The sequence below is a fragment of the Pseudomonas sp. MM213 genome, assembly GCF_020423045.1.
Classification (GTDB): domain Bacteria; phylum Pseudomonadota; class Gammaproteobacteria; order Pseudomonadales; family Pseudomonadaceae; genus Aquipseudomonas; species Aquipseudomonas migulae.
Genome location: NZ_CP081943.1, coordinates 6063139 through 6082426 on the forward strand (window position 1 = coordinate 6063139; position 19288 = coordinate 6082426).

The window sequence follows — 19288 nt, forward strand, 5'->3', positions numbered from 1 at the left end:
CTCTATCTGGTGTCAGCGGCGGATACGGGCCTGGAGGAAGGACAGCACGTCAGCGACCGGCAGCGCTTGCGCCTCGGGCTCGGTGCGGCTCTTGTATTCCAGATTGCCTTCGGCGAGGCCGCGGTCACTGACCACGATCCGGTGAGGAATGCCGATCAGCTCCATGTCCGCGAACTTGATGCCCGGGCTGGTTTTCTTGTCGCGATCGTCCAGCAGCACTTCGAAGCCGGCCGCAGTCAACTCGGCGTACAGCTTGTCGGTCGCTTCGCGAACCTGTTCGGTTTCGTAGCGCAGCGGCACCAGCGCGATCTGGAATGGCGCCAGTGTGTCGCTCCAGATGATCCCGTTGGCGTCGTTGTTCTGCTCGATGGCCGCCGCTACCACGCGGGAAACGCCGATGCCGTAGCAACCCATTTCCAGGGTGACCGGCTTGCCGTTCTCGCCCAGCACTTCGCACTTCATCGCTTTGCTGTACTTGTTGCCCAGCTGGAAGATGTGCCCGACTTCGATGCCGCGCTTGATTTCCAGGGTGCCTTTGCCGTCCGGGCTCGGATCACCGGCCACGACGTTACGCAGGTCGGCAACGGTCGGAACCGGCAGGTCACGCTCCCAGTTCACGCCGAAGTAGTGCTTGTCGTCGATGTTTGCACCGATACCGAAGTCGCTCATCAGCTCGACGGAACGGTCGATGATGATCGGCAGCGGCAGGTTCAACGGGCCGAGGGAACCGGCGCCGGCGCCAATGGCGTCGCGCAGTTCGCTTTCGGACGCCATGACCAGCGGGCTGGCAACGCCAGGCTGGTTGGCGGCCTTGATTTCGTTCAGCTCGTGGTCGCCACGGATGATCAGGGCAATCAGCTTGCCTTTCTCTTCAGCGTGAACCACGAGGGTCTTGATGGTCTTTTCAATCGGCAGATTGAATTTTTCCACCAGCGCGGCGATGGTCTTGGTATCTGGCGTGTCGACCAGGCGCATCTCTTCAGTCGGTGCGGCGCGGGAGGTTTCACGCGGTACCGCTTCGGCTTTTTCGATGTTCGCTGCGTAGTCGGAACCGTTGCTGAAGACGATATCGTCTTCGCCGGATTCGGCCAGTACGTGGAATTCGTGGGAGCCGGCGCCGCCGATGGAGCCGTTATCGGCTTCGACAGGGCGGAACTTCAGGCCCAGGCGGGTGAACACGTTGCAGTACGCCTGGTGCATGCGGTCGTAGGTGACCTGCAGCGAAGGCTGGTCCGCGTGGAACGAGTAGGCGTCCTTCATGATGAATTCGCGGCCGCGCATCAAACCGAAGCGTGGGCGGATTTCGTCACGGAATTTGGTCTGGATCTGATACAGGTTGATCGGCAGCTGTTTGTAGCTGCTCAACTCGTTGCGCATCAGGTCGGTGATCACTTCTTCGTGGGTCGGGCCGGCGCAGAAGTCGCGACCGTGGCGATCCTTGAAGCGCAGCAATTCAGGGCCGTATTCTTCCCAGCGACCGGATTCCTGCCACAGCTCAGCCGGTTGTGTACTCGGCATCAACACTTCAAGAGAGCCTGCGGCGTTCATTTCTTCACGAACGATGGCTTCGACCTTGCGCATTACTCGCAAGCCCATCGGCAGCCAGGTGTACAGGCCCGAGGCGAGTTTGCGGATCATGCCGGCGCGCAGCATCAGCTGATGGCTGATGACGACCGCGTCGGAAGGCGTTTCTTTCTGTGTGGCGAGCAAAAATTGACTGGTGCGCATGGTTGGCCGTTGTCGGTTGCTGATGACGAGAAATGACGGAGCATTGTACGGGCGAGATCTGCTGGCGTACAGGCGCGCGGTCGGTGGTGTGGCAGGAGGGCGGGATTCTCCACGCCCTTTGCGATGCTTCCTACGATTCTTCCGCGACCTGGGCTGGAACCGGCTCAGGCTTTGGGGTTGGGCCTTCGCGGCGGCTCTCCTGGAACCAGTGCAAGGCGATCAACACCAGCGTCGGAACACCCAGCAGCGCGGTGATCAGGAAGAAATCATGGTAGCCGAATTTTTCCACCATGACCCCGGAATAGCCACCGATCAGGCGCGGCAGCAGGAGCATGATCGAGCTGAGCAGGGCGTATTGGGTGGCGGAGAACTTGAGGTTGGTCAGGCTCGACAGGTAGGCGACGAACGCGGAGGTCGCCAGGCCCGAGCTGAAGTTGTCCAGGGATATGGTCAGGATCAGCATGTTCAGATTGGCGCCCATGTCGGCGAGCATCAGGAACAGCAAATTGGTGCCCGCTGACGCCACGCCGCCGATGAACAGGATCGGCAGGATGCCGAATCGCACGATCAGCAGGCCGCCCATGCCGGCGCCGACCAGCGTCATGATCAGGCCGAAGATTTTGCTGACGCTGGCAATCTGATCCTTGGTGAAGCCCTGGTCGATATAGAACACGTTGGCCATCACGCCCATCACCGTATCCGACATCCGATACGTGGCGATCAGTCCGAGCAGCAGCAGCGCTTGCCAGCGGTAACGCAGAATGAAGTCGTTGACCGGTGTCAGCACCGGCGCCAGGCCACGACGGCCTATGGCCGACAGGCACATCGCGGTGAGCGAGGTGTAGAGGATCGCCCGCAGGAATGCGCGGTCCTGGAGCAGCAGGTCGAGCAGGCTGACGCCGTCAAACAGCACGCTGGCGAAGTCGGTGTTGTAGAGCTGGGTGAACATGGCCGGCACGGAAACCAGCAGCACGATCAGTACGAACACCGAGGCCAGTTGATGCACGAAGCTGTAGCGCCCGGCCTGCAGTTGCGTGCGCAATGGCACCGGCGGTTCGCGCATGAAGAAAGAGGTCAGCAGCGCCGGAACCATCAGGGCGCCGAACAGCAGGTAAGTGCCGGCCCATGCCGAATGCTTGTAGTTGAAACCGGTGGAGCCAAAACCTTCGGCAAAGAACAGGGCGCCGGCAGTGGCCAGCAGTGCCGCGATCCGATAGCCGGACATGTAGCTGGCGGCCAGGGCAGCCTGGCGGCTGTCTTCGGCGATTTCCAGGCGATAGGCGTCGACCGCGATGTCTTGCGTCGCCGAGGCGAAGGCCACGACTACGGCGATGGCGATCAGCCAGGACAGGTGTTTTTGCGGGTCGCAGAAACCCATCCCGATCAAGCCGAGGATTACCAGTGCCTGGGAAAGTACCAGCCACGATCGACGGCGACCGAGCTTGCCGAGTAATGGCAGGCGCCATTGGTCCAGCAACGGTGACCAGACCCATTTAAAGGCGTAGGCCAGACCGATCAGGCTTGCATAGCCAATGGTTTCGCGAGCCACACCGGCTTCACGCAACCAGACTGACAGTGTCGAAAACACCAGCATGTAGGGCAGGCCGGCGGCGAAACCAAGCAACAACAGCACAAGTGTCGATGGGCTGGCATAGGCGGCGAGCGCGGCGCGCCAGGTTTTACGGGGCATGGGCTGAAGTCTGCCTCAAGATTACGGAAACAAAGCGCGCACTCTAACCGCTGTGCTCTACCGGGCGCCAGCCATGGCGCTGAATATCAACACGATTGTTCAGGACACTGACGCCTTCGGAGCGCAATCGTGCGCGTTGCTCGTCCCCTGAAGGACTGCCCACGGGCAGGCTGATCCGACCGCCGGCACCGAGCACCCGGTGCCAGGGCAGTTTGGTGTCGCCGGGCAACTGGCTGAGCGTACGACCGACCCAGCGCGCGGCGCGACCCAGTCCTGCGAGTTCGGCAAGTTGACCATAACTCACGACTTTGCCCTCGGGCACCTGCGCCAGAGTGAGGTACAGCGCCGTGCGTCGGATTTGCGCAGGGCTTTCGGTTTCTGCATCGGCGTCGGTCACATCCGGGATCCCTGTAGGAGCGAGGCCGGCTTGCCGGCGATGGTCGTTAACGATAACGCGAGCTGTCTGGGAAAACGTGTCGATCTTGAGTTTATCGCGAGCAGGCTCGCACCTACAGTGGCTGACCGTCTGTAGGGTTAATCCTCGATCAGTAATTGAGAAATGAACTCCATAGAGATGGGCGGGTCAGTCCTTGTTAGGGCCTTATTCCTATGGATAATGCCGACTTTTTTCGCAAACTTGAGCCTGTCTTTGCTTATGGTGTCCAGAACCCTGTTGTGCCTCGCTGTCCTGAGTGCTTCCACGCCCTTGCTCGCCGATACCGTGTGGTTAAAGAACGGTGACAAGCTGAGTGGCAAGATCACTCTGTTCGACGGCGGCAAGCTGGTGATCCAGACCGAATACGCCGGTTCGGTTCCGATCGACTGGAAGCAGGTCAAAACCCTGGAGAGCGATCAGGAGTTGCTGGTCAAGCAGGATGCCTACAGTGGCGAGAAGGCCAAGTCGCTGCACGCGGCGGACGACGGCAAGGTGACGCTGGAAAACGGCGAGGCACCGAAGACCGTCGAGCTGGCGAGTATCCAGCAGATTCTCAAGCCCAAGCCGGTGGTCGAAGATCTGGTCTGGAAAGGCAATATCGATGCGGCGCTGGATTACCAGCGGGCGGAAAAGGATACCGACGACTACGATGTCGACTTCAAGACCACTGCGCGCCATGGCAGATGGCGGCATATCGCCGAAGGCGAGTACAACCGTGAATTCCAGGATGACGTGGTCACCACCGACAACTGGCGGGGCGAGTACTCGCTCGACCGCTTCCTGACCGAGAAGTGGTTCTGGCAGGGCCGTGCGGTTTATAAGCGCGACAAGGTTGAAGAGCTCTCCCGTCAGCGCACCGTCGGTACCGGTCCGGGTTACCAGTTTTGGGATGACGAGCTAGGCGCATTCTCGCTCGGCTCGCTGTTCAATCACACGGACTACCAGTTCTCCGACGGCAGCAAGGACAACTTCTATTCCCTGGCGATGAAGTGGGATTACAACCGCTACCTGATCGGCAAGAAGGTGGAGTTCTTCACCAATGGCGAAGTGGGCAAGCCGTTGTCGGGTGTGGCGGATTATGCGCTCGATGCCGAAATGGGCTTGCGCTACAAAGTGACCGAGTGGGCGTCGCTTAACCTGAAGGCCGAGCGAGACATCATCAGCGGTACAGACGATGCCGATCTGGACAAGACCCGTTACACCGCTGGGTTCGGCGTGGCCTGGTAAAACCATTCGCGGGCAAGTCGGATCGCCGCACCGCTCGCTCCTACAGGTTTTGCGTCGGTATCGGAAATCGCGATCGACGCAAAACCTGTAGGAGCGAGGCTTGCCCGCGAAGGCGTCAGTACTGTCCATAGCGTTTGGATCACTACAAAACACCCGCCCACAAAAAAGCCCCGCTTTTAAGGGCGGGGCTTTTTACTAAAGCAAGTACAAGTTAGATAACTTGAACTTCTTCAGCTTGCATGCCTTTCTGACCGCGGGTAGCGATGAAAGAAACCTGTTGGCCTTCTTTCAGGCTTTTGAAGCCGTCGGATTGGATAGCTTTGAAGTGAACGAACAGGTCGTCACCGGATTGTGGAGTGATGAAGCCGAAGCCTTTTTCATCGTTGAACCACTTAACGGTACCAGTTTGGCGATTAGACATGGTGTAACTCCTTGAACAAAGATAACTGCGACTCAGGAAGAACCCTGGCCGAGACTGAGTGCAAAGAGCAGGAAAAATTCTTGTAGATGGTTGGATCGAAATTCAACATATCGTGTAGAGATTCTCAGTGACACAAGCAGCACAGTGGCGCCACCTTAACCCTTTTTCCGGAACGTGCCAATGCTTCCTGCGAAGGTTTCTCTGTTTTCGTGACTGACGGTGCATTGTATTGCCGTCGAGGTCCGGAATTTAAGGGGGATCGCCAAGAATTGTGCCCCGGACTTTGAACCGGCGGCGCGCCCCGGTAAGATGCCGGACAGATTTTTTCCACCTCGCTATTCAGGACACCCGCCATGAGCATCAAATCGGACAAGTGGATTCGCCGCATGGCGCAAGAGCAGGGCATGATCGAACCGTTCGTCGAGCGCCAGGTGCGCGGCAGCGACGATAGCCGAGTGATCTCCTACGGCGTGTCGAGTTACGGCTACGACGTTCGCTGCACCAATCACTTCAAAGTGTTCACCAACATCAATTCGGCCATCGTCGACCCGAAAAACTTCGATGCCGGCAGCTTCGTCGATATCCACAGCGACGTCTGCATCATCCCGCCGAACTCCTTCGCCCTGGCCAGCACCGTCGAATACTTCCGTATTCCGCGCAACGTATTGACCATTTGCCTGGGCAAAAGCACCTATGCCCGCTGCGGCATCATCGTCAACGTCACCCCGCTTGAGCCTGAGTGGGAGGGCCACGTGACCCTGGAATTCTCGAACACCACCAACCTGCCGGCGAAGATCTACGCCAACGAAGGCGTGGCGCAGATGCTGTTCCTTGAGTCCGACGAAGAGTGCGAAGTGTCCTACAAGGACCGTGGCGGCAAGTATCAGGGCCAACGCGGCGTGACGCTGCCACGCACCTGAGTCAACCGTCTGACAAACCGTGGGAATTCCTGGGCGAGCGTACACTCTATGGGGTGTACTGCTCCGATCTGCGCAAGGCGGATCGGGCCATCGCTCAGGAGTGCTATATGAAGATCGACCCGCGTATAAGTGCCGAACTGGCAAGGCTTGAGCCCAATCAGGTTGGCGTTTTGGCCTGGTCGTTGCTGGCACATCCGCCCATCAGCATGGCGGGGGGCATCCCCGGCCAGCCTGATCCCGATACCCCCAACGAACAACCGACCGAACCCGGTGAGCCGACCCTGCCGGATGAGCCGCCTCCCGCGCCGGTTGTGTGATCAACCACGCGAATGAATGGCTTGTATTGGTAGGAGCGAAGCTTGCTCGCGAAGACGGTGGGTCAGCCGACATCTTTCTCTCCTGACCCACCGCCTTCGCGAGCAAGCTTCGCTCCTACAAGGGCTGCGTGTTACTTGAGGTTGCCGCTGAGGAACTGCTTCAGCCGCTCACTCTTCGGATTGCCCAGCACGTCTTCCGGCGCGCCTTCTTCCTCGACCAGGCCCTGGTGCAGAAACAGCACCTGACTCGACACTTTGCGGGCGAAGCTCATTTCGTGGGTCACCATGATCATGGTCCGGCCTTCTTCGGCGAGGCCCTGGATCACTCGAAGCACTTCACCCACCAGCTCCGGGTCGAGCGCCGAGGTCGGTTCGTCGAACAGCATGACTTCCGGCTCCATGGCCAATGCGCGGGCAATGGCGACCCGTTGTTGCTGGCCCCCGGAAAGAAACGCCGGGTACTGGTCGGCCACGCGTGCGGCCAGGCCAACCTTGTCGAGGTAACGACGTGCGCGGTCCTCGGCTTCCTGCTTGCTGCAACCCAGCACCCGGCGCGGAGCCATGGTGATGTTTTCCAGCACGGTCATGTGGCTCCACAGGTTGAAGTGCTGGAACACCATGGCCAGGCGGGTGCGGATCCGTTGCAGTTCATCGGCGTCGGCCACGTGCATGCCGTGGCGATCCTTGATCATGCGGATGTTCTGGCCGTCCAGGCTCATGGCGCCGTCGTTGGGCTGTTCGAGAAAGTTGATGCAGCGCAGAAAGGTACTTTTGCCCGAGCCGCTGGCGCCGATCAGGCTGATGACGTCGCCGGTGTTGGCCTTGAGTGAAACGCCTTTGAGCACATGATGATCGCCATAGCTTTTATGCAGGCCTTCGATGGTCAGTTTGTACATGGGGCATGCATCCTCAAGGCGAAAGTAGGTAGCCGCTGCGATAGGCTTCGGTGCCCGCGACGTGGGCGATCACCATGCCGGCAGTGGCCATGCGCCGTAGCGAGCGGGCGTACATCAGCCCGGCGACAGTGCAGTGAACGGGGGTGACGAGATCGTTGATCGGGTCGACGATTTCGGCGATCAGTTGCCCGGCCTCCAGGTATTCCCCCGGCAGCGCCGTGAACACCAGCAAACCGCCCACGGGCGTGGCCACCGGTTCGACGGCCGCCAGCGGCGTGGCGGGATACGGCAGTTCCGGCAGTGGCGCCGGTTCGCCGGCAATCGCGCCGAAGTAAATCAGGTAATCGATCAACGCCTGGCAGTCGAGGCTGGCCAACGGGTGATTGACGTCGCCCTGGCCACGCAATTCGACGGTGACCGAGAAGCTGCCGAGCGGAATGTCGAAGTGTTCGCCGAAGCGCTCTTTCAACTGCCACCAGAGCAGGGTGAAACATTCGTCGAACGACTGACCGCCGGAATCGGTGGCCAGCAGACTCGCTTCGGCGCCGATGTAGCGGGCCAGCGGCTCGACCTGTGGCCAGGCCTCGGGCGTGGTGTAGAGGTGCGCGACCGCTTCGAAATCGCAATGCAGGTCCAGCACCATGTCCGCGTCACAGGCCAGTCGTTGCAGGACCAGGCGCTGGGATTGCAGTTGAGTGCTGGCAGTCTGTCGCGCCAGAGCCTGGCGCAGGCTGTTGCGGATCAGTTCGAGGTTGTGCTGCGGATTGTCGCCGAGCTGGCCTTCGATCTCATTGCCGACTTCCTCGCTCAAATCGACGAACCAGCGATTGAAGTTCTGCCCGCTTTCGAGCTCGTAGCGGCCCAGCGGTACATCCATCAGCACTTGTTCGAGGCCGACCGGGTTGGCAATCGGCACCAGCACGATTTCGCTGCGCAGGTGGCCGGCGGCTTCCAGCTCGGCCAGGCGTTGTTTGAGGTGCCAGGCGACCAGCATGCCGGGCATTTCATCGGCGTGCAGGGACGCCTGGATGTAGATCTTGCCCTGGGCCGACGTCGGGCCGAAGTGGAAACTGTGAATCTGTCGTGCGGTCCCCGGCAGGGGGGCCAGCAAGTCATGTATCTGGTGGCGCATGTGCGAAAAGTCCTAGTGGGTCGGCCCGAGGAACGCCAGCCATCGGCGTTCGGCGAGGCGGAACAGGCCGACCAGCGCAAAGGTGACGGTCAGATAGATCAGCGCGGCGATGCCGAACGACTGGAAGGTCAGGAAGGTCGCCGAGTTGGCGTCCCGCGCGACTTTCAGGATGTCCGGGATGGTCGCGGTGAACGCCACGGTGGTCGAGTGCAGCATCAGGATCACTTCGTTGCTGTAATAAGGCAGCGAGCGACGCAGGGCTGACGGCATGATCACGTAGGCATACAGCTTCCAGCCGGTCAGGCCGTAGGCTTTGGCCGCTTCGACTTCACCGTGGGCCATGCTGCGAATCGCCCCGGCGAAAATCTCCGTGGTGTAGGCGCAGGTGTTCAGGGCGAAGGCGAGGATGGTGCAGTTCATCGCGTCGCGAAAGAACGCATCGAGTATCGGCTGCTCTCGCACGGCGGCCAGGCTGTAGATGCCGGTGTAGCAAATCAGCAGCTGGATATACAGCGGCGTCCCGCGAAACAGGTAGGTGTAGAACTGCACCGGCCAGCGAATGTAGAAGTGCGGCGACACCCGGGCGATGGACAGCGGGATCGACACCAGGAAACCGATGAAGATCGACGCACTGAGCAGCCACAGGGTCATGGCCAGGCCGGTGATGTTGTAGCCGTCGGTGTAAAGGAAGGGTTTCCAGTATTCCTGCAGGAGTTCGATCATCGTACGGCCTCCCGGGAGCCAGCGGCGTAGCGGCGTTCAAGCCAGCGCAGGATGACGTTGGAGGCGCTGGTGATCAGCAGGTAAATCAGCGCAGCCAGCACCAGGAAGTAGAACAGTTGATAACTGCTTTTGCCGGCGTCCTGGGCAGCCTTGACCAGGTCGGCGAGGCCGATGATCGACACCAGTGCGGTGGCCTTGAGCATCACCATCCAGTTGTTACCGATACCCGGCAGGGCGAAACGCATCATCTGCGGGAACACCACGATCCAGAACCGCTGGCCACGCTTGAGGCCATAGGCGGTGGCCGCTTCGACCTGGCCCCGTGGCACCGCGAGAATCGCGCCACGAAAGGTTTCGGTGAAATACGCGCCATAAATGAAGCCCAGGGTAATGACCCCGGCGCTGAACGGGTTGATCTCGATGTATTCCCATTCCATGAAATCGGTGAACGACGTCAACCAGGTTTGCAGGCTGTAGAAAATCAGCAGCATCAGCACCAGGTCCGGCACGCCGCGAATCAGCGTGGTGTAGACCTGCGCCGGGACGCGCACGAGTTTGACTTTTGACAGTTTGGCACTGGCGCCGAGCAGGCCGAGCAATACGGCCACCAGCAGCGATAACGCCGATAATTTGATGGTCATCCAGGTGCCTTCCATCAGCAACGGACCGAAGCCCTTGAGGCTGAAGGCTGAGAGCCCCAGATTTTGTAATAGGTTTTCGAACATAAATCAGCAACCTGATCGGATGAAAAAAGCGCCCATCGCGAGATGGGCGCCGGGCATTATTTGCCGCTGTACAGATTCAGATCGCCAAAGTGTTTCTTCTGAATGGTGGCGTAGGTGCCATCATCGTGTAACGCTTTGATACCTTTATCCAAAAGTGCCTTGAGGTCTTTGTTACCTTTAGAGATACCGATAGCTGTTTTGGCTGGCAGCAATTCGCTGTCAACCGGCTTGCTGACTTCGTAGCCTTCGCCCTTTGGCGACTTCAAAAAGCCCAGTTCGGCTTGCAACATGTCCTGGATCGCGGCATCGAGGCGACCGGACATCAGGTCCGAATACACCTGATCCTGGTTCTGATAGGCCTGGGTTTTCACGCCAGCCTTGTCCAGCACGGCCTTGGCATAGGCTTCCTGGATGGTGCCTTGCTCGTAGCCTACGGTCTTGCCTTTCAGGGACGCGACGTCTTCGGTCAGGCCGGAACCTTTCTTGAACACATAAGCGGTTGGGCCGGAGAACAGCTCGCTGGAGAAGTCGATGACTTTTTCGCGGGCCGGGGTGACGGTCATCGAAGAGATCACACCGTCGAATTTGTTGGCCTTCAGGCCCGGAATCATGCCGTCGAAATCGCTTTCGACCCATTTGCACTTGACCTTCAGCTCGGCACAGATGGCATTGCCCAGATCGATATCAAAGCCCACCAGGCTACCGTCGGCCGCTTTCGACTCGAACGGAGCATAGGAAGGGTCAACGCCAAAACGCAGTTCTTTGTATTCCTTGGCCAGCGCGGAGCCGGCAGCCATGCACAACGCCAGTGCAGAAAGGGTCAGCAATGCTTTTTTCATTATTCAATCCCTAAGAACCAATATGAGCGCTTGTGGCGCAGAATTATTGTTACTGGAAAGCGTAAGACCTATTGAAAGTAGCAATTTCCGAACCAGAGTCCCGAACAAGCGTTTTAAAAGGTGATTCAAGAAATGGCTGGACGGGATTTATGCACGAAAACGGGCGCCGGGAAATAGCTGCACCGTCATTGAACACGCAGTATGGCTTTTGTAGGAGCCGGCTTGCTGGCGATGGTCGTTAACGATTACGCGCACTGCCTGGTTAAACGCGGTGCATGTGAGTCCATCGCTGCGGTGCGGCGTTCCGGCAAGCCAGCTCCTACAGGGGGGATTGCGTTATTTACCGGGTGTCAGCGTCAACCGCTTGGTCCCGTAGACCTTGTCGAAGTTCTGCGGCTGCATCGGCAGACTCACGTATTGCCCCTTCAACCACGGATCAACGCTGTCGAGGTAGTTCGGACTCGCCGGGTTACCCGATTGGCCGGTGCCGTTCTGGCCCATCAGCGGTTCGGTCTGGCCGAAATCGACGATGAAGCGCATGGCCGGTGCCAGCGTGGTGTTGAAGTCCTGGCCCCAGGCGAACGCCGCCGTGTTCAACGTGGTGTGATCGCCGCCGGCCGCGAGCGGACCGCGCACGGTCTGGCCACTGGCGTTCTTCCATTCATAGCGGTGCAGTTTGCCCCACTGCCAGGCTTTGTGATCGCCGCCCAACTGACTGTCGCCTGCGGTGATGGCCGCCGCGAGGCTGCGGGCGAGAATCGCCGGTTTGTCTTCTTTCTGCGGCGTGCGTGCGTCATCCCAGAACGGGCTGTCTTCCCGCCCCAACAGATGATCGGCCTGCGCCGCGTAGGACAACTTGCCGTTGGCGATAAAGGCTTTCCACGCCGGACTGCTTTCCGGGCCCAGTTCGTCGAGGAAGGTTTGCTTGGCGCTTTCCTGCAGGAACAGCTCGTAAATCGCTGCATCGGCGGAGGTCGCGGCGAGTTTGCCGTCGAACGCCATCAGGCGGGTAAACGCTTCGTGCGCCTTGCCGCGATCGGCTGCCGGAAGGGCTTCAATGGCCTGCTTGAGCGGCTGGGCCATGCCCGGCGCTGCAAACATCTTTTTCAGTTTGGCGGCGAACGTGGTGGTCTGATCGTATTGCATGGCGATCACACTGCGGGTGTCGTGTTTGCCCACGCCGGCCAGTTCAGCCATGCGTTCGCCACGCTCCGGTGCCGACCACGAATTGGACAGCTGCATGCCGTAACCATGGGGAATGACCCGCTGGTTGGCGGTGCCGAGCCAGCCTTGCGCCGGGTCTTGATCGTACGGGTGCAGCATCGCGTCGGCGTAACCGTCCCAGTCATAACGACCTTCCCAGCCCGGCGATGGCAGCAGGCCTTCGCCTTCGCGGCGGTTCGGGTAACGACCGGTGACTTGCCAGCCAATATTGCTGGCGTCGGCAAAGACCAGGTTCAGCGTGATCGCACGGATTTCACGGCTGGCGTCCGAGGCTTTCTCCACGGTTTGTGCGCGAGACAGGTCGAAAAACGCGTCCAGGGATTTGTCATCGGTGAAGTTCGGTGTTTGCAACGCCAGGCCCAAACCGTTGCCCAGTGCCGTGCCTTTGGCGCTGTTGAGCAGCGGCCCGTGGCGCGTTTCGTACACCGCTTCGCGAATCGGCCGCTGGCCTTTGACGAAATAGGTTTCGTTGCGAACGATAACCGGCTGCCATTTGCCGCCGACTTCGTAGGAAAGACCGTTGCCCTGGCGTTGGATTTTTTCCAGGAACAGGTCCTGGTTGTCGCCCATGACCGAGGTCATGCTCCACGCGACTTTGCCGTTGAAACCGCCCAGCACCATCGGCAAACCGGCGATGGTCACGCCGGACGCCTGGTATTTCGGTGCACGAATCTGCACATAACTGAACAGCGACGGCACGCCCAGCGGCCCATGGCTGTCGCTGGCCAGCAGGCTTTTGCCGCTACGGCTGCGTTGCGGGGCGATCGCCCAGTTGTTCGATGATGTGGCGCCCAGCAGATTCAGGTCGGACAGTTGGCCGGTGGCTTTGCTGATTTCGGCGAGACCTGGAATCGCCCCGTTGAGCTTGAGACCCTGAAGTTTTTCGGCTTCGGCCACCGGCAGTTTTTCGTCGGGGGCGGACGGTGTCAGCCACGGCAGTTTGTCGGTGGTGACCGATTGGGCCAGTACCAGCGAGGAAATTTCCTCGGGCAGGTTCGCCGATTGGCTGAAGTTCAGCAGGCAGAAAATCAGCGCCGAATCTTCCGGTTTCCAGTATTCGGGTTTGTAGCCGGTGGCGGTGAGATCGGCCGGCAGCTTGTCGCGGTAGCGGAACAGGTAGGCGTTGACCCCGCGCGCATAGACTTCGAAGAAGCGTTTGAGGCGCGGCGAAGAGGCCTTGTACAACTCGCCGGCGCTTTTCTTCAGGTTGACGGCGCGCATGTAGCGGTCGGCGTCCAGCAGGTCCGAACCGGACATCTCCGACAACCGGCCTTCGGCCAGCAGGCGCAGGGTGACCATCTGGGTGATGCGGTCGCTCGCGTGTACATAGCCGAGGGTGAACAGCGCGTCGTGGAAGCTGCTGCTTTCGATCAACGGCACGCCCATGGCGTTACGGCGCACCGAAACGTTTTGCGCCAGACCTTTGAGCGGCTGTACGCCGGTGGTGGGCGGGAGTGTGTCTTGGGCGTTCCAGGTCTGACAACCGGACAGGCTCAAAACACCGGCCACTGCTGCGGCAACGCCGAACCGGGGAAGAAAATGTGTGAGGGCTGGCGAGGCCATGGCAAAGCTCCTGCGGGGGGTAGCGTCAGTAAAGGCGCTACGTTAGAGAGCAGGAGGTGGCCGCGCAAGCAGGGTAGGGGGTTATTTCAGGATTTGTCGGATAAACCGTGATGGTTGGGGTTGATGCTGTTGTTTTTTGGTTTGGAGTACATATCCATTTTTGGGGTGACGGCGGCTATTGGTTTCGCCCTTACGGCGAGTCACTTTCGAAAAGCGCGAAAGTAACCAAAGCGCTCTTGCCCCTTTCGTTCGGTGCCTCGCCTAGGCTCGGCATGCCCTCGCTCCGGTCCTGCTCCGTGGGCCCGCCGCCATCGGCCATCCATGGCCGGGGGCGGCTAACCCGGCATCCATGCCGGGTTGCCCACTACGCAGAACCTGCGCTCGGCCTCTCGAGGGGGCGACTACCGCCACAGCCGCCGAGGCGGCCTGAAAGCCGACCTGGCTCATCAATCGTGCGCACTCTCCCGCATCGTGGTGCGCCACTCATTCCGGACCTGTACACCGATCCTCTGTAGGAGCCGGCTTGCTGGCGATTGCGGTGGGTCAGTCGACGCATTTACTGACTGGAAGGGCGCCATCGCCAGCAAGCCGGCTCCTACAGGGATCGGGTTCACACGGTCGAAGTTGTAGGAGCCAGCTTGCTGGCGATGGACGTCAACGATAACGCGGGCTGTCTGAATGAACGCATCGCCTAGACGTTTTTCGCCGGCAAGCCGGCTCCTACAGGGATCGGCGTACGCTTTTGATCTTCACCACTCATCAGGCCGAGCGTTAGCTCGCCTTCAGCTTTTGATCTGAGCGCCCCCTCGAGAGGCCGAGTGGAGGTTCTGCGCAGTGGGCAACCCGGCATGGATGCCGGGTTAGCCGCCCCCGGCCATGGATGGCCGATGGCGGCGGGCCCACGGAGCAGGGCCGGAGCGAGGGCATGCCGAGCCACAGCGAGGCACCGAACGAAAGGGGCAAGAGCGCTTGGTTACTTGGGGCTTTTCCAAGTGACTCGCCGTAAGGGCGAAACCAATAGCCGCCGTTACCGAAGAACCGGATATACACCCAATCGATCACTCTCAAGCCTTAGCCGAATTCACCTTGCTGTATTCGTTGCGGCATCGTGAAGTTCAGACAGCAACCGCGAACATCAGATCGTCCCGTTTGCGATCGAGGACTTGCCTGTAGGAGGCGGTGATGCTCAAGTGCGTGAAACTCAATGACCTCGCGTGAGAAAAGTCAGCATGGAGCTCAAGATCAACGCAGCACTGATCATCATCGATCAACAAAAAGGCATTTTGGAACCAAGGCTTGGCCGGCGAAATAATCCTCAGGCCGAGGCGCGGATTCTGGATTTGCTGGGGCTCTGGCGGCGAACCGGGCGGCCGGTGATCCACGTACAGCACCTGTCCCGTTCACCGGATTCGGTGTTCTGGCCGCAGCAATCGGGCGTAGAGTTTCAGGAGCGGTTCCAGCCATTGGCCGGCGAGCAACTGATTCAGAAACAGGTGCCGGATGCGTTTTGTGCGACGGCGCTGGAGGCTAGTTTGCGCGAGGCGGGGATCGATCAGTTGGTCATCGTGGGCGTCGCGACCCACAACTCGGTGGAGTCCACGGCGCGAACGGCCGGTAACCTGGGGTTTGATACGTGGGTGGCGGAGGATGCGTGCTTCACGTTCGACAAGGCGGATTATTTCGGCAATGCGCATTCAGCTGAAGAGGTGCATGCGATGTCGCTGGGCAATCTGCACGGCGAATACGCCACGGTCGTCAGCAGTGCGCTGATCCTGATGACCGACTGAATGACTGTAGGAGCGAGGCTTGCCCGCGAAGAAGATGACGCGGTTTGCCTGAATAATCGCGGTGCCTTTTTCGCGGGCAAGCCTCGCTCCTACAGGGGATTGTGTCATTCACGAATCCAGTGTGGGAGCGAGACCGGCTTGCCGGCGAAGCGATTCAACAGGCGATGAAAAACATCGTCCGAAGCATCAAGCGCCGTGGCACTTCTTGAATTTCTTGCCGTTGCCGCACGGGCAAGGGTCGTTGCGGCCGACGTCCTTCAGGGCGTTGCGCACCGGCTCCTGGTGAGCGTGGCCGCAGTTCGGGCCGTGGACATGGCCATGGTCGTGATCATGGTGGTCGTGATGGTCATGATCGTGGTTGCAGTCAGGGCCATGGACGTGGGGTTGCTGGGTCATCGGGTGTGCTCCGGAATTAAATCGGCGGGGATTATCACGCCTTTGCGCGCCAGGTGCACGTAGTGCGCGATGAACACACCGGTTTCCAGCTCACCTTCCAGGCGATAGGGGATAGGTTGCTCGGGTTTTTTCAACAGTTTCACCAGATCCCGAACCTTGGGCCACAGGTTGGTGCGGATCGGCACTTTGAAATACGCGCTGTGCTTGGGGCCGACCGTAAACCAGTGTTCGTGCTCGCCTTCGGTCAGCAACATATCGCCCAGGTGAATCCGGTATTCGAGGCCGCGCACCGTCAGGTCGCTGTCGCGCGGGTTGTCGACGCGAAAGAACAACAGGAAACGTTGCTCCATCAGTTTCGCCCGGACCACTTCGACCTTGACCAGATGCACTTCAGGTTCCGGTTCATCGTCGCTGAACCAGGACGCACAGCCGCCGAGTCCGAGAAACAGGAGCAGGGTGAGCGTATGCAGGACGCGACGTCGGCTGATCATGGTTGTGTTTCTCCCTTGATCCCCAGTCTAGCCCTTCACGAATCACCTCAACTGGCGAAATACCCCGCGCAACACTTCTTGAATTTCTGCCCGCTGGCACATGGGCAGGCATCGTTGCGTCCGGCCTTGAGTGGCACAGTGGGGTCGATGAAGTACCAGTGGCCGGCGTTCTGCACGAACGACGAGCGCTCGCGGTGGCTGTGTTCGCCGCTGCCATCGTGCCAGCGTGCGGTAAAAGTCACGAACGCGTGTTCCGGTTGACCGCCGAACACCTCGGAGCTTTCCACTTCCAGGCCGAGCCAGGTGCTTTGCGCGCTCCAGTCGCTGATGGACTGACGATCAAGGCCGGACTGCTGCGCGGGCAGGGTGGTCGCTACCAGGTAATCGATCAGGCCCAACACATAAGCGCTGTAGCGCGAACGCATCAACGCTTCGGCACAAGGCGCCGGATGCCCGGCATGGTAGTGACCGCAGCAGGCGTCCAGCAGGGTGCCGCTGCCGCAAGGGCAAATGGATGTACTCATTGCGTTACCACCAGTATTTCCCGAAGTTTTCCGGATTGGCCCAGAACCGTGAGTTGAGCCAGTCGGGGACTTGTTTGTAGTCAAGCAGATCGTAGGTGAACAGGGTCAGTACTTGCTCGTCGCGCTGGAAGCGTTCGCTGGCTTGCAGGGCCAGGGAGAAAAAATCTGTCTCCTGCCAGCCACTGGCCGGCAAATCCGCCAGCACCGCAATGCGACTGGCATTGAGGTTGCGGATGCCGCCGAGCAAATTCAGGCCATCGCGTTTGGGCAAGTGTTCGAGGCAATCGACCACCAGCGCCAGATCAAAACGGCGCGCCGCCAGTTCGGCCGGCAACGGTCCGGGCGCCGCGTGGGCGACGCAGGTGTCCGGGTGTGCCAGCTTGAATGCTTCCAGCGCGGGGAATTCGCTCGCGCCGATCAGCAACAGGCGGAGGGGGGCATAACGATCCAGCAAAGCGGCCAGCGCCTGCTGGGGCGTGCGCGAAGAAATACCTGAAATCATCGAAGTTCCTCAATCAGAGCGCCAAGACTAGCCTGCCCGAAGGTCCAGATATAGAGCGCCGTCGCGCTAAAAGTGTCGATCAGCCGTGAACACTGGATAAAACTGCAATGGCCTATTGCTGGCGGAGATTAAAGCTCGGGTCTTTACTACCTGAATCGGTTCTAAGCCGATCCCTCAGGAGAAAACTAGATGAGCATAGTTCGGACAGCATTACCCTTGGTTCTGCTAACCAGTGTGTTGACTGGTTGCGCAGGTTTGCAGAAAACCGACTGGCCGACCTGTGCGGCAGTCGGCGGTGTAATCGGTGCGGGTCTCGGCGCGACCGAGAGCTCGGCGTGGGCAGGGTACGGCGCTCTGCTGGTTGGCGGTACGGCCGCTGCCTATTGCTGGGTTCACGGTGATGGCGACGAAGACGGCGATGGCGTGCCGGACAGCCGCGACAAGTGCCCGGGCACGCCTAGAGGCGTGAAGGTCGATGCCGACGGTTGCCCACCACCAGTCCCTGCGCCAGTGGTTGAAGAGGCGGTTGTGGTCAAGGAAGAAACCATCGTCATCCGCGATGTTCACTTCCAGTTCGACAAAGCCACACTCACCCCTTCTGACAAACAGGTGCTCGATAAGATCGCCACTCGTTTGAAAGCTGAAGCCCCTACTGCTCAGTTGACCGTTACTGGCCATACCGACAGCGTGGGCAGTGATAGCTACAACCAGAAACTGTCGGATAAACGCGCTCACTCGGTGGTTGAATACCTCATCCAGGAAGGCGTGCCGCGCAGCAACTTCGTGTCTGTTTCCGGTGCCGGTGAAAGTCAGCCGGTGGCCGATAACAAAACCGCCGACGGCCGTGCACAGAACCGTCGCACCGAAATCAAAATCCAACGCTAGATCCCTCGCATCCGTGGCTTGTGCAGTCACGGATGCGGGTCTTTACTCCTGTGTAACCGGCGTCGGCCGGTAACACAGGAGCTTTCACCATGAGCCTTCTCACACGGACCGTCTGGCCGGTTGTGCTGCTTGGCAGCCTGTTGACCGGTTGCGCTACTCACAGCGATGGCACTGCCCCCCTCAATCAACGTACCTGGCCGATCTGCAGCGTTATCGGTGGCCTGGTCGGTGGTGGCCTGGGTGCTATCGAAAGTGGCGGTTGGGCGGCCGGCGGAGCGGCGCTTGGTATCTTGACCGGTGGCCTGATCTGCTACGCGCAGGATGGCGACGAAGATGGCGATGGTGTCTTCGATCGACGCGATCGCTGCCCGGATACGCCGGCCAATACTCCGGTCGAACATCATGGTTGTCCGCTGCCGCAATACCCGGCCAGTGTGAATCCCGCTGAACCTGCACAATCTGAAGTCATCACCCTGAGCGATGCGGGCGATGTGTTGTTTGCGTTCAACAAATCCGACCTGACGCCCTCGGCGCAAAGTCAGCTGGACTCGTTCATACCCAAACTGCAAAGCGCCGATGTGGTCAGCATCAAAGTGATCGGCCACACCGACAGCGTGGGTGACGACGCCTATAACCAGGCACTCTCGGAGCGACGCGCCAGCAGCGTGGCCGCTTACTTGCTGGGCATGGGCCTGGCGCCGGACAAACTCACCAGCGAAGGCCGGGGCGAAAGCGCGCCGGTGGCCGATAACGAAACAGAGGAAGGCCGCGCGAAAAACCGTCGCGTGGAATTGCACATCAATCGCTGAACCCCGTGATAGAGCCGTCGGCCAATGATTGCAGTGGCGCCGACGGCCATTCG

20 protein-coding genes are annotated in these 19288 nt (G+C 59.9%); 6 read left to right on the forward strand and 14 right to left on the reverse strand.

The genetic code is table 11. From position 1 onward, the window contains the following. Nucleotides 1-12: 12 nt before the first annotated feature. The 3 genes from K5R88_RS27570 to K5R88_RS27580 form a co-directional block, all read right to left on the reverse strand. Nucleotides 13-1728, reverse strand: a complete 1716-nt coding sequence (locus K5R88_RS27570; RefSeq protein ID WP_207285789.1) for a proline--tRNA ligase — start codon at nucleotides 1726-1728, stop codon at nucleotides 13-15. 130 nt (nucleotides 1729-1858) lie between these two features. After that, the gene (locus K5R88_RS27575; protein ID WP_226298728.1) at nucleotides 1859-3418 is read right to left on the reverse strand and encodes an AmpG family muropeptide MFS transporter; all 1560 of its coding nucleotides are present in this window, start codon (nucleotides 3416-3418) and stop codon (nucleotides 1859-1861) included. A 43-nt stretch (nucleotides 3419-3461) separates the two neighbouring features. Further along, nucleotides 3462-3815: an MGMT family protein gene (locus K5R88_RS27580; RefSeq protein WP_008030054.1), complete on the reverse strand. Its 354-nt coding sequence runs from the start codon at nucleotides 3813-3815 to the stop codon at nucleotides 3462-3464. A gap of 258 nt (nucleotides 3816-4073) precedes the next feature. Here K5R88_RS27580 and K5R88_RS27585 point away from each other — a divergent pair, with 258 nt between their 5' ends. Beyond that, nucleotides 4074-5081 carry a DUF481 domain-containing protein gene (locus tag K5R88_RS27585; protein WP_008039264.1) on the forward strand — a complete coding sequence of 336 codons (1008 nt, stop codon included), beginning with the start codon at nucleotides 4074-4076 and terminating at the stop codon, nucleotides 5079-5081. Nucleotides 5082-5292: 211 nt separating this feature from the next. On the opposite strand, the gene K5R88_RS27590 is transcribed toward K5R88_RS27585, so the two are convergent. Beyond that, the gene (locus tag K5R88_RS27590) at nucleotides 5293-5502 is read right to left on the reverse strand and encodes a cold-shock protein (RefSeq protein WP_002554837.1); all 210 of its coding nucleotides are present in this window, start codon (nucleotides 5500-5502) and stop codon (nucleotides 5293-5295) included. 353 nt (nucleotides 5503-5855) lie between these two features. Here K5R88_RS27590 and dcd point away from each other — a divergent pair, with 353 nt between their 5' ends. Then, the gene (gene dcd / locus K5R88_RS27595; RefSeq protein WP_008030058.1) at nucleotides 5856-6422 is read left to right on the forward strand and encodes a dCTP deaminase; all 567 of its coding nucleotides are present in this window, start codon (nucleotides 5856-5858) and stop codon (nucleotides 6420-6422) included. Nucleotides 6423-6529: 107 nt separating this feature from the next. Then, nucleotides 6530-6739, forward strand: a complete 210-nt coding sequence (locus tag K5R88_RS27600; RefSeq protein ID WP_084321795.1) for a hypothetical protein — start codon at nucleotides 6530-6532, stop codon at nucleotides 6737-6739. A 131-nt stretch (nucleotides 6740-6870) separates the two neighbouring features. Here the strand turns inward: K5R88_RS27600 and K5R88_RS27605 are convergent, their stop codons facing one another. From K5R88_RS27605 to K5R88_RS27630, 6 genes are all read right to left on the reverse strand, one after another. Continuing rightward, entirely contained in the window at nucleotides 6871-7635 is a 765-nt protein-coding gene (locus K5R88_RS27605; RefSeq protein WP_008030062.1) for an ABC transporter ATP-binding protein, read from the reverse strand. Between the two features lie 13 nt (nucleotides 7636-7648). Next, complete coding sequence (locus K5R88_RS27610) at nucleotides 7649-8767, reverse strand: succinylglutamate desuccinylase/aspartoacylase family protein (RefSeq protein ID WP_226298729.1); 1119 nt, start codon at nucleotides 8765-8767, stop codon at nucleotides 7649-7651. 12 nt (nucleotides 8768-8779) lie between these two features. Then, nucleotides 8780-9490 (reverse strand): ABC transporter permease, encoded by a 711-nt coding sequence (locus tag K5R88_RS27615; RefSeq protein ID WP_008030066.1) that lies wholly within the window; start codon nucleotides 9488-9490, stop codon nucleotides 8780-8782. Beyond that, a complete protein-coding gene (locus K5R88_RS27620) occupies nucleotides 9487-10215 on the reverse strand; it encodes an ABC transporter permease (RefSeq protein ID WP_008030068.1) in 729 nt (242 codons plus the stop codon). The genes K5R88_RS27615 and K5R88_RS27620 overlap by 4 nt, the downstream gene beginning before the upstream one ends. Before the next feature lie 56 nt (nucleotides 10216-10271). Continuing rightward, complete coding sequence (locus tag K5R88_RS27625; protein WP_008030070.1) at nucleotides 10272-11054, reverse strand: transporter substrate-binding domain-containing protein; 783 nt, start codon at nucleotides 11052-11054, stop codon at nucleotides 10272-10274. A 336-nt stretch (nucleotides 11055-11390) separates the two neighbouring features. Further along, nucleotides 11391-13841 carry a penicillin acylase family protein gene (locus K5R88_RS27630; protein WP_226298730.1) on the reverse strand — a complete coding sequence of 817 codons (2451 nt, stop codon included), beginning with the start codon at nucleotides 13839-13841 and terminating at the stop codon, nucleotides 11391-11393. A 1229-nt stretch (nucleotides 13842-15070) separates the two neighbouring features. On the opposite strand from K5R88_RS27630, the gene K5R88_RS27635 reads away from it, so the two are divergent. Next, nucleotides 15071-15628 carry a cysteine hydrolase family protein gene (locus tag K5R88_RS27635; RefSeq protein ID WP_226298731.1) on the forward strand — a complete coding sequence of 186 codons (558 nt, stop codon included), beginning with the start codon at nucleotides 15071-15073 and terminating at the stop codon, nucleotides 15626-15628. A 186-nt stretch (nucleotides 15629-15814) separates the two neighbouring features. Here the strand turns inward: K5R88_RS27635 and K5R88_RS27640 are convergent, their stop codons facing one another. The 4 genes from K5R88_RS27640 to K5R88_RS27655 are packed head-to-tail and all read right to left on the reverse strand — an operon-like array spanning nucleotide 15815 to nucleotide 17541. Continuing rightward, nucleotides 15815-16024 carry an SEC-C metal-binding domain-containing protein gene (locus tag K5R88_RS27640; protein WP_007906737.1) on the reverse strand — a complete coding sequence of 70 codons (210 nt, stop codon included), beginning with the start codon at nucleotides 16022-16024 and terminating at the stop codon, nucleotides 15815-15817. Next, entirely contained in the window at nucleotides 16021-16515 is a 495-nt protein-coding gene (locus tag K5R88_RS27645; RefSeq protein ID WP_008040830.1) for an LEA type 2 family protein, read from the reverse strand. The genes K5R88_RS27640 and K5R88_RS27645 overlap by 4 nt, the downstream gene beginning before the upstream one ends. Before the next feature lie 47 nt (nucleotides 16516-16562). Continuing rightward, nucleotides 16563-17039, reverse strand: coding sequence for a YchJ family protein (locus K5R88_RS27650; protein WP_008040831.1), 477 nt, complete (start codon nucleotides 17037-17039; stop codon nucleotides 16563-16565). 4 nt (nucleotides 17040-17043) lie between these two features. Further along, nucleotides 17044-17541, reverse strand: coding sequence for a DUF6231 family protein (locus K5R88_RS27655; protein ID WP_008031670.1), 498 nt, complete (start codon nucleotides 17539-17541; stop codon nucleotides 17044-17046). 189 nt (nucleotides 17542-17730) lie between these two features. Here K5R88_RS27655 and K5R88_RS27660 point away from each other — a divergent pair, with 189 nt between their 5' ends. Both K5R88_RS27660 and K5R88_RS27665 read left to right on the forward strand, forming a co-directional pair. Beyond that, nucleotides 17731-18426: an OmpA family protein gene (locus K5R88_RS27660; RefSeq protein ID WP_008040832.1), complete on the forward strand. Its 696-nt coding sequence runs from the start codon at nucleotides 17731-17733 to the stop codon at nucleotides 18424-18426. An 89-nt stretch (nucleotides 18427-18515) separates the two neighbouring features. Beyond that, nucleotides 18516-19235 (forward strand): OmpA family protein, encoded by a 720-nt coding sequence (locus tag K5R88_RS27665; RefSeq protein ID WP_008040833.1) that lies wholly within the window; start codon nucleotides 18516-18518, stop codon nucleotides 19233-19235. Nucleotides 19236-19288 lie beyond the last annotated feature (53 nt).

Bases quoted from the DNA above. Each gene is read 5' to 3' on its own strand.
- K5R88_RS27630 (WP_226298730.1), bottom strand. From the start codon at position 13,841: ATGGCCTCGCCAGCCCTCACACATTTTCTTCCCCGGTTCGGCGTTGCC.
- K5R88_RS27635 (WP_226298731.1), top strand. From the start codon at position 15,071: ATGGAGCTCAAGATCAACGCAGCACTGATCATCATCGATCAACAAAAA.
- dcd (WP_008030058.1), top strand. From the start codon at position 5,856: ATGAGCATCAAATCGGACAAGTGGATTCGCCGCATGGCGCAAGAGCAG.
- K5R88_RS27655 (WP_008031670.1), bottom strand. From the start codon at position 17,541: ATGATTTCAGGTATTTCTTCGCGCACGCCCCAGCAGGCGCTGGCCGCT.
- K5R88_RS27640 (WP_007906737.1), bottom strand. From the start codon at position 16,024: ATGACCCAGCAACCCCACGTCCATGGCCCTGACTGCAACCACGATCAT.
- K5R88_RS27610 (WP_226298729.1), bottom strand. From the start codon at position 8,767: ATGCGCCACCAGATACATGACTTGCTGGCCCCCCTGCCGGGGACCGCA.
- K5R88_RS27660 (WP_008040832.1), top strand. From the start codon at position 17,731: ATGAGCATAGTTCGGACAGCATTACCCTTGGTTCTGCTAACCAGTGTG.
- K5R88_RS27570 (WP_207285789.1), bottom strand. From the start codon at position 1,728: ATGCGCACCAGTCAATTTTTGCTCGCCACACAGAAAGAAACGCCTTCC.
- K5R88_RS27585 (WP_008039264.1), top strand. From the start codon at position 4,074: ATGGTGTCCAGAACCCTGTTGTGCCTCGCTGTCCTGAGTGCTTCCACG.
- K5R88_RS27600 (WP_084321795.1), top strand. From the start codon at position 6,530: ATGAAGATCGACCCGCGTATAAGTGCCGAACTGGCAAGGCTTGAGCCC.
- K5R88_RS27645 (WP_008040830.1), bottom strand. From the start codon at position 16,515: ATGATCAGCCGACGTCGCGTCCTGCATACGCTCACCCTGCTCCTGTTT.
- K5R88_RS27620 (WP_008030068.1), bottom strand. From the start codon at position 10,215: ATGTTCGAAAACCTATTACAAAATCTGGGGCTCTCAGCCTTCAGCCTC.
- K5R88_RS27665 (WP_008040833.1), top strand. From the start codon at position 18,516: ATGAGCCTTCTCACACGGACCGTCTGGCCGGTTGTGCTGCTTGGCAGC.
- K5R88_RS27625 (WP_008030070.1), bottom strand. From the start codon at position 11,054: ATGAAAAAAGCATTGCTGACCCTTTCTGCACTGGCGTTGTGCATGGCT.
- K5R88_RS27615 (WP_008030066.1), bottom strand. From the start codon at position 9,490: ATGATCGAACTCCTGCAGGAATACTGGAAACCCTTCCTTTACACCGAC.
- K5R88_RS27650 (WP_008040831.1), bottom strand. From the start codon at position 17,039: ATGAGTACATCCATTTGCCCTTGCGGCAGCGGCACCCTGCTGGACGCC.
- K5R88_RS27575 (WP_226298728.1), bottom strand. From the start codon at position 3,418: ATGCCCCGTAAAACCTGGCGCGCCGCGCTCGCCGCCTATGCCAGCCCA.
- K5R88_RS27605 (WP_008030062.1), bottom strand. From the start codon at position 7,635: ATGTACAAACTGACCATCGAAGGCCTGCATAAAAGCTATGGCGATCAT.
- K5R88_RS27590 (WP_002554837.1), bottom strand. From the start codon at position 5,502: ATGTCTAATCGCCAAACTGGTACCGTTAAGTGGTTCAACGATGAAAAA.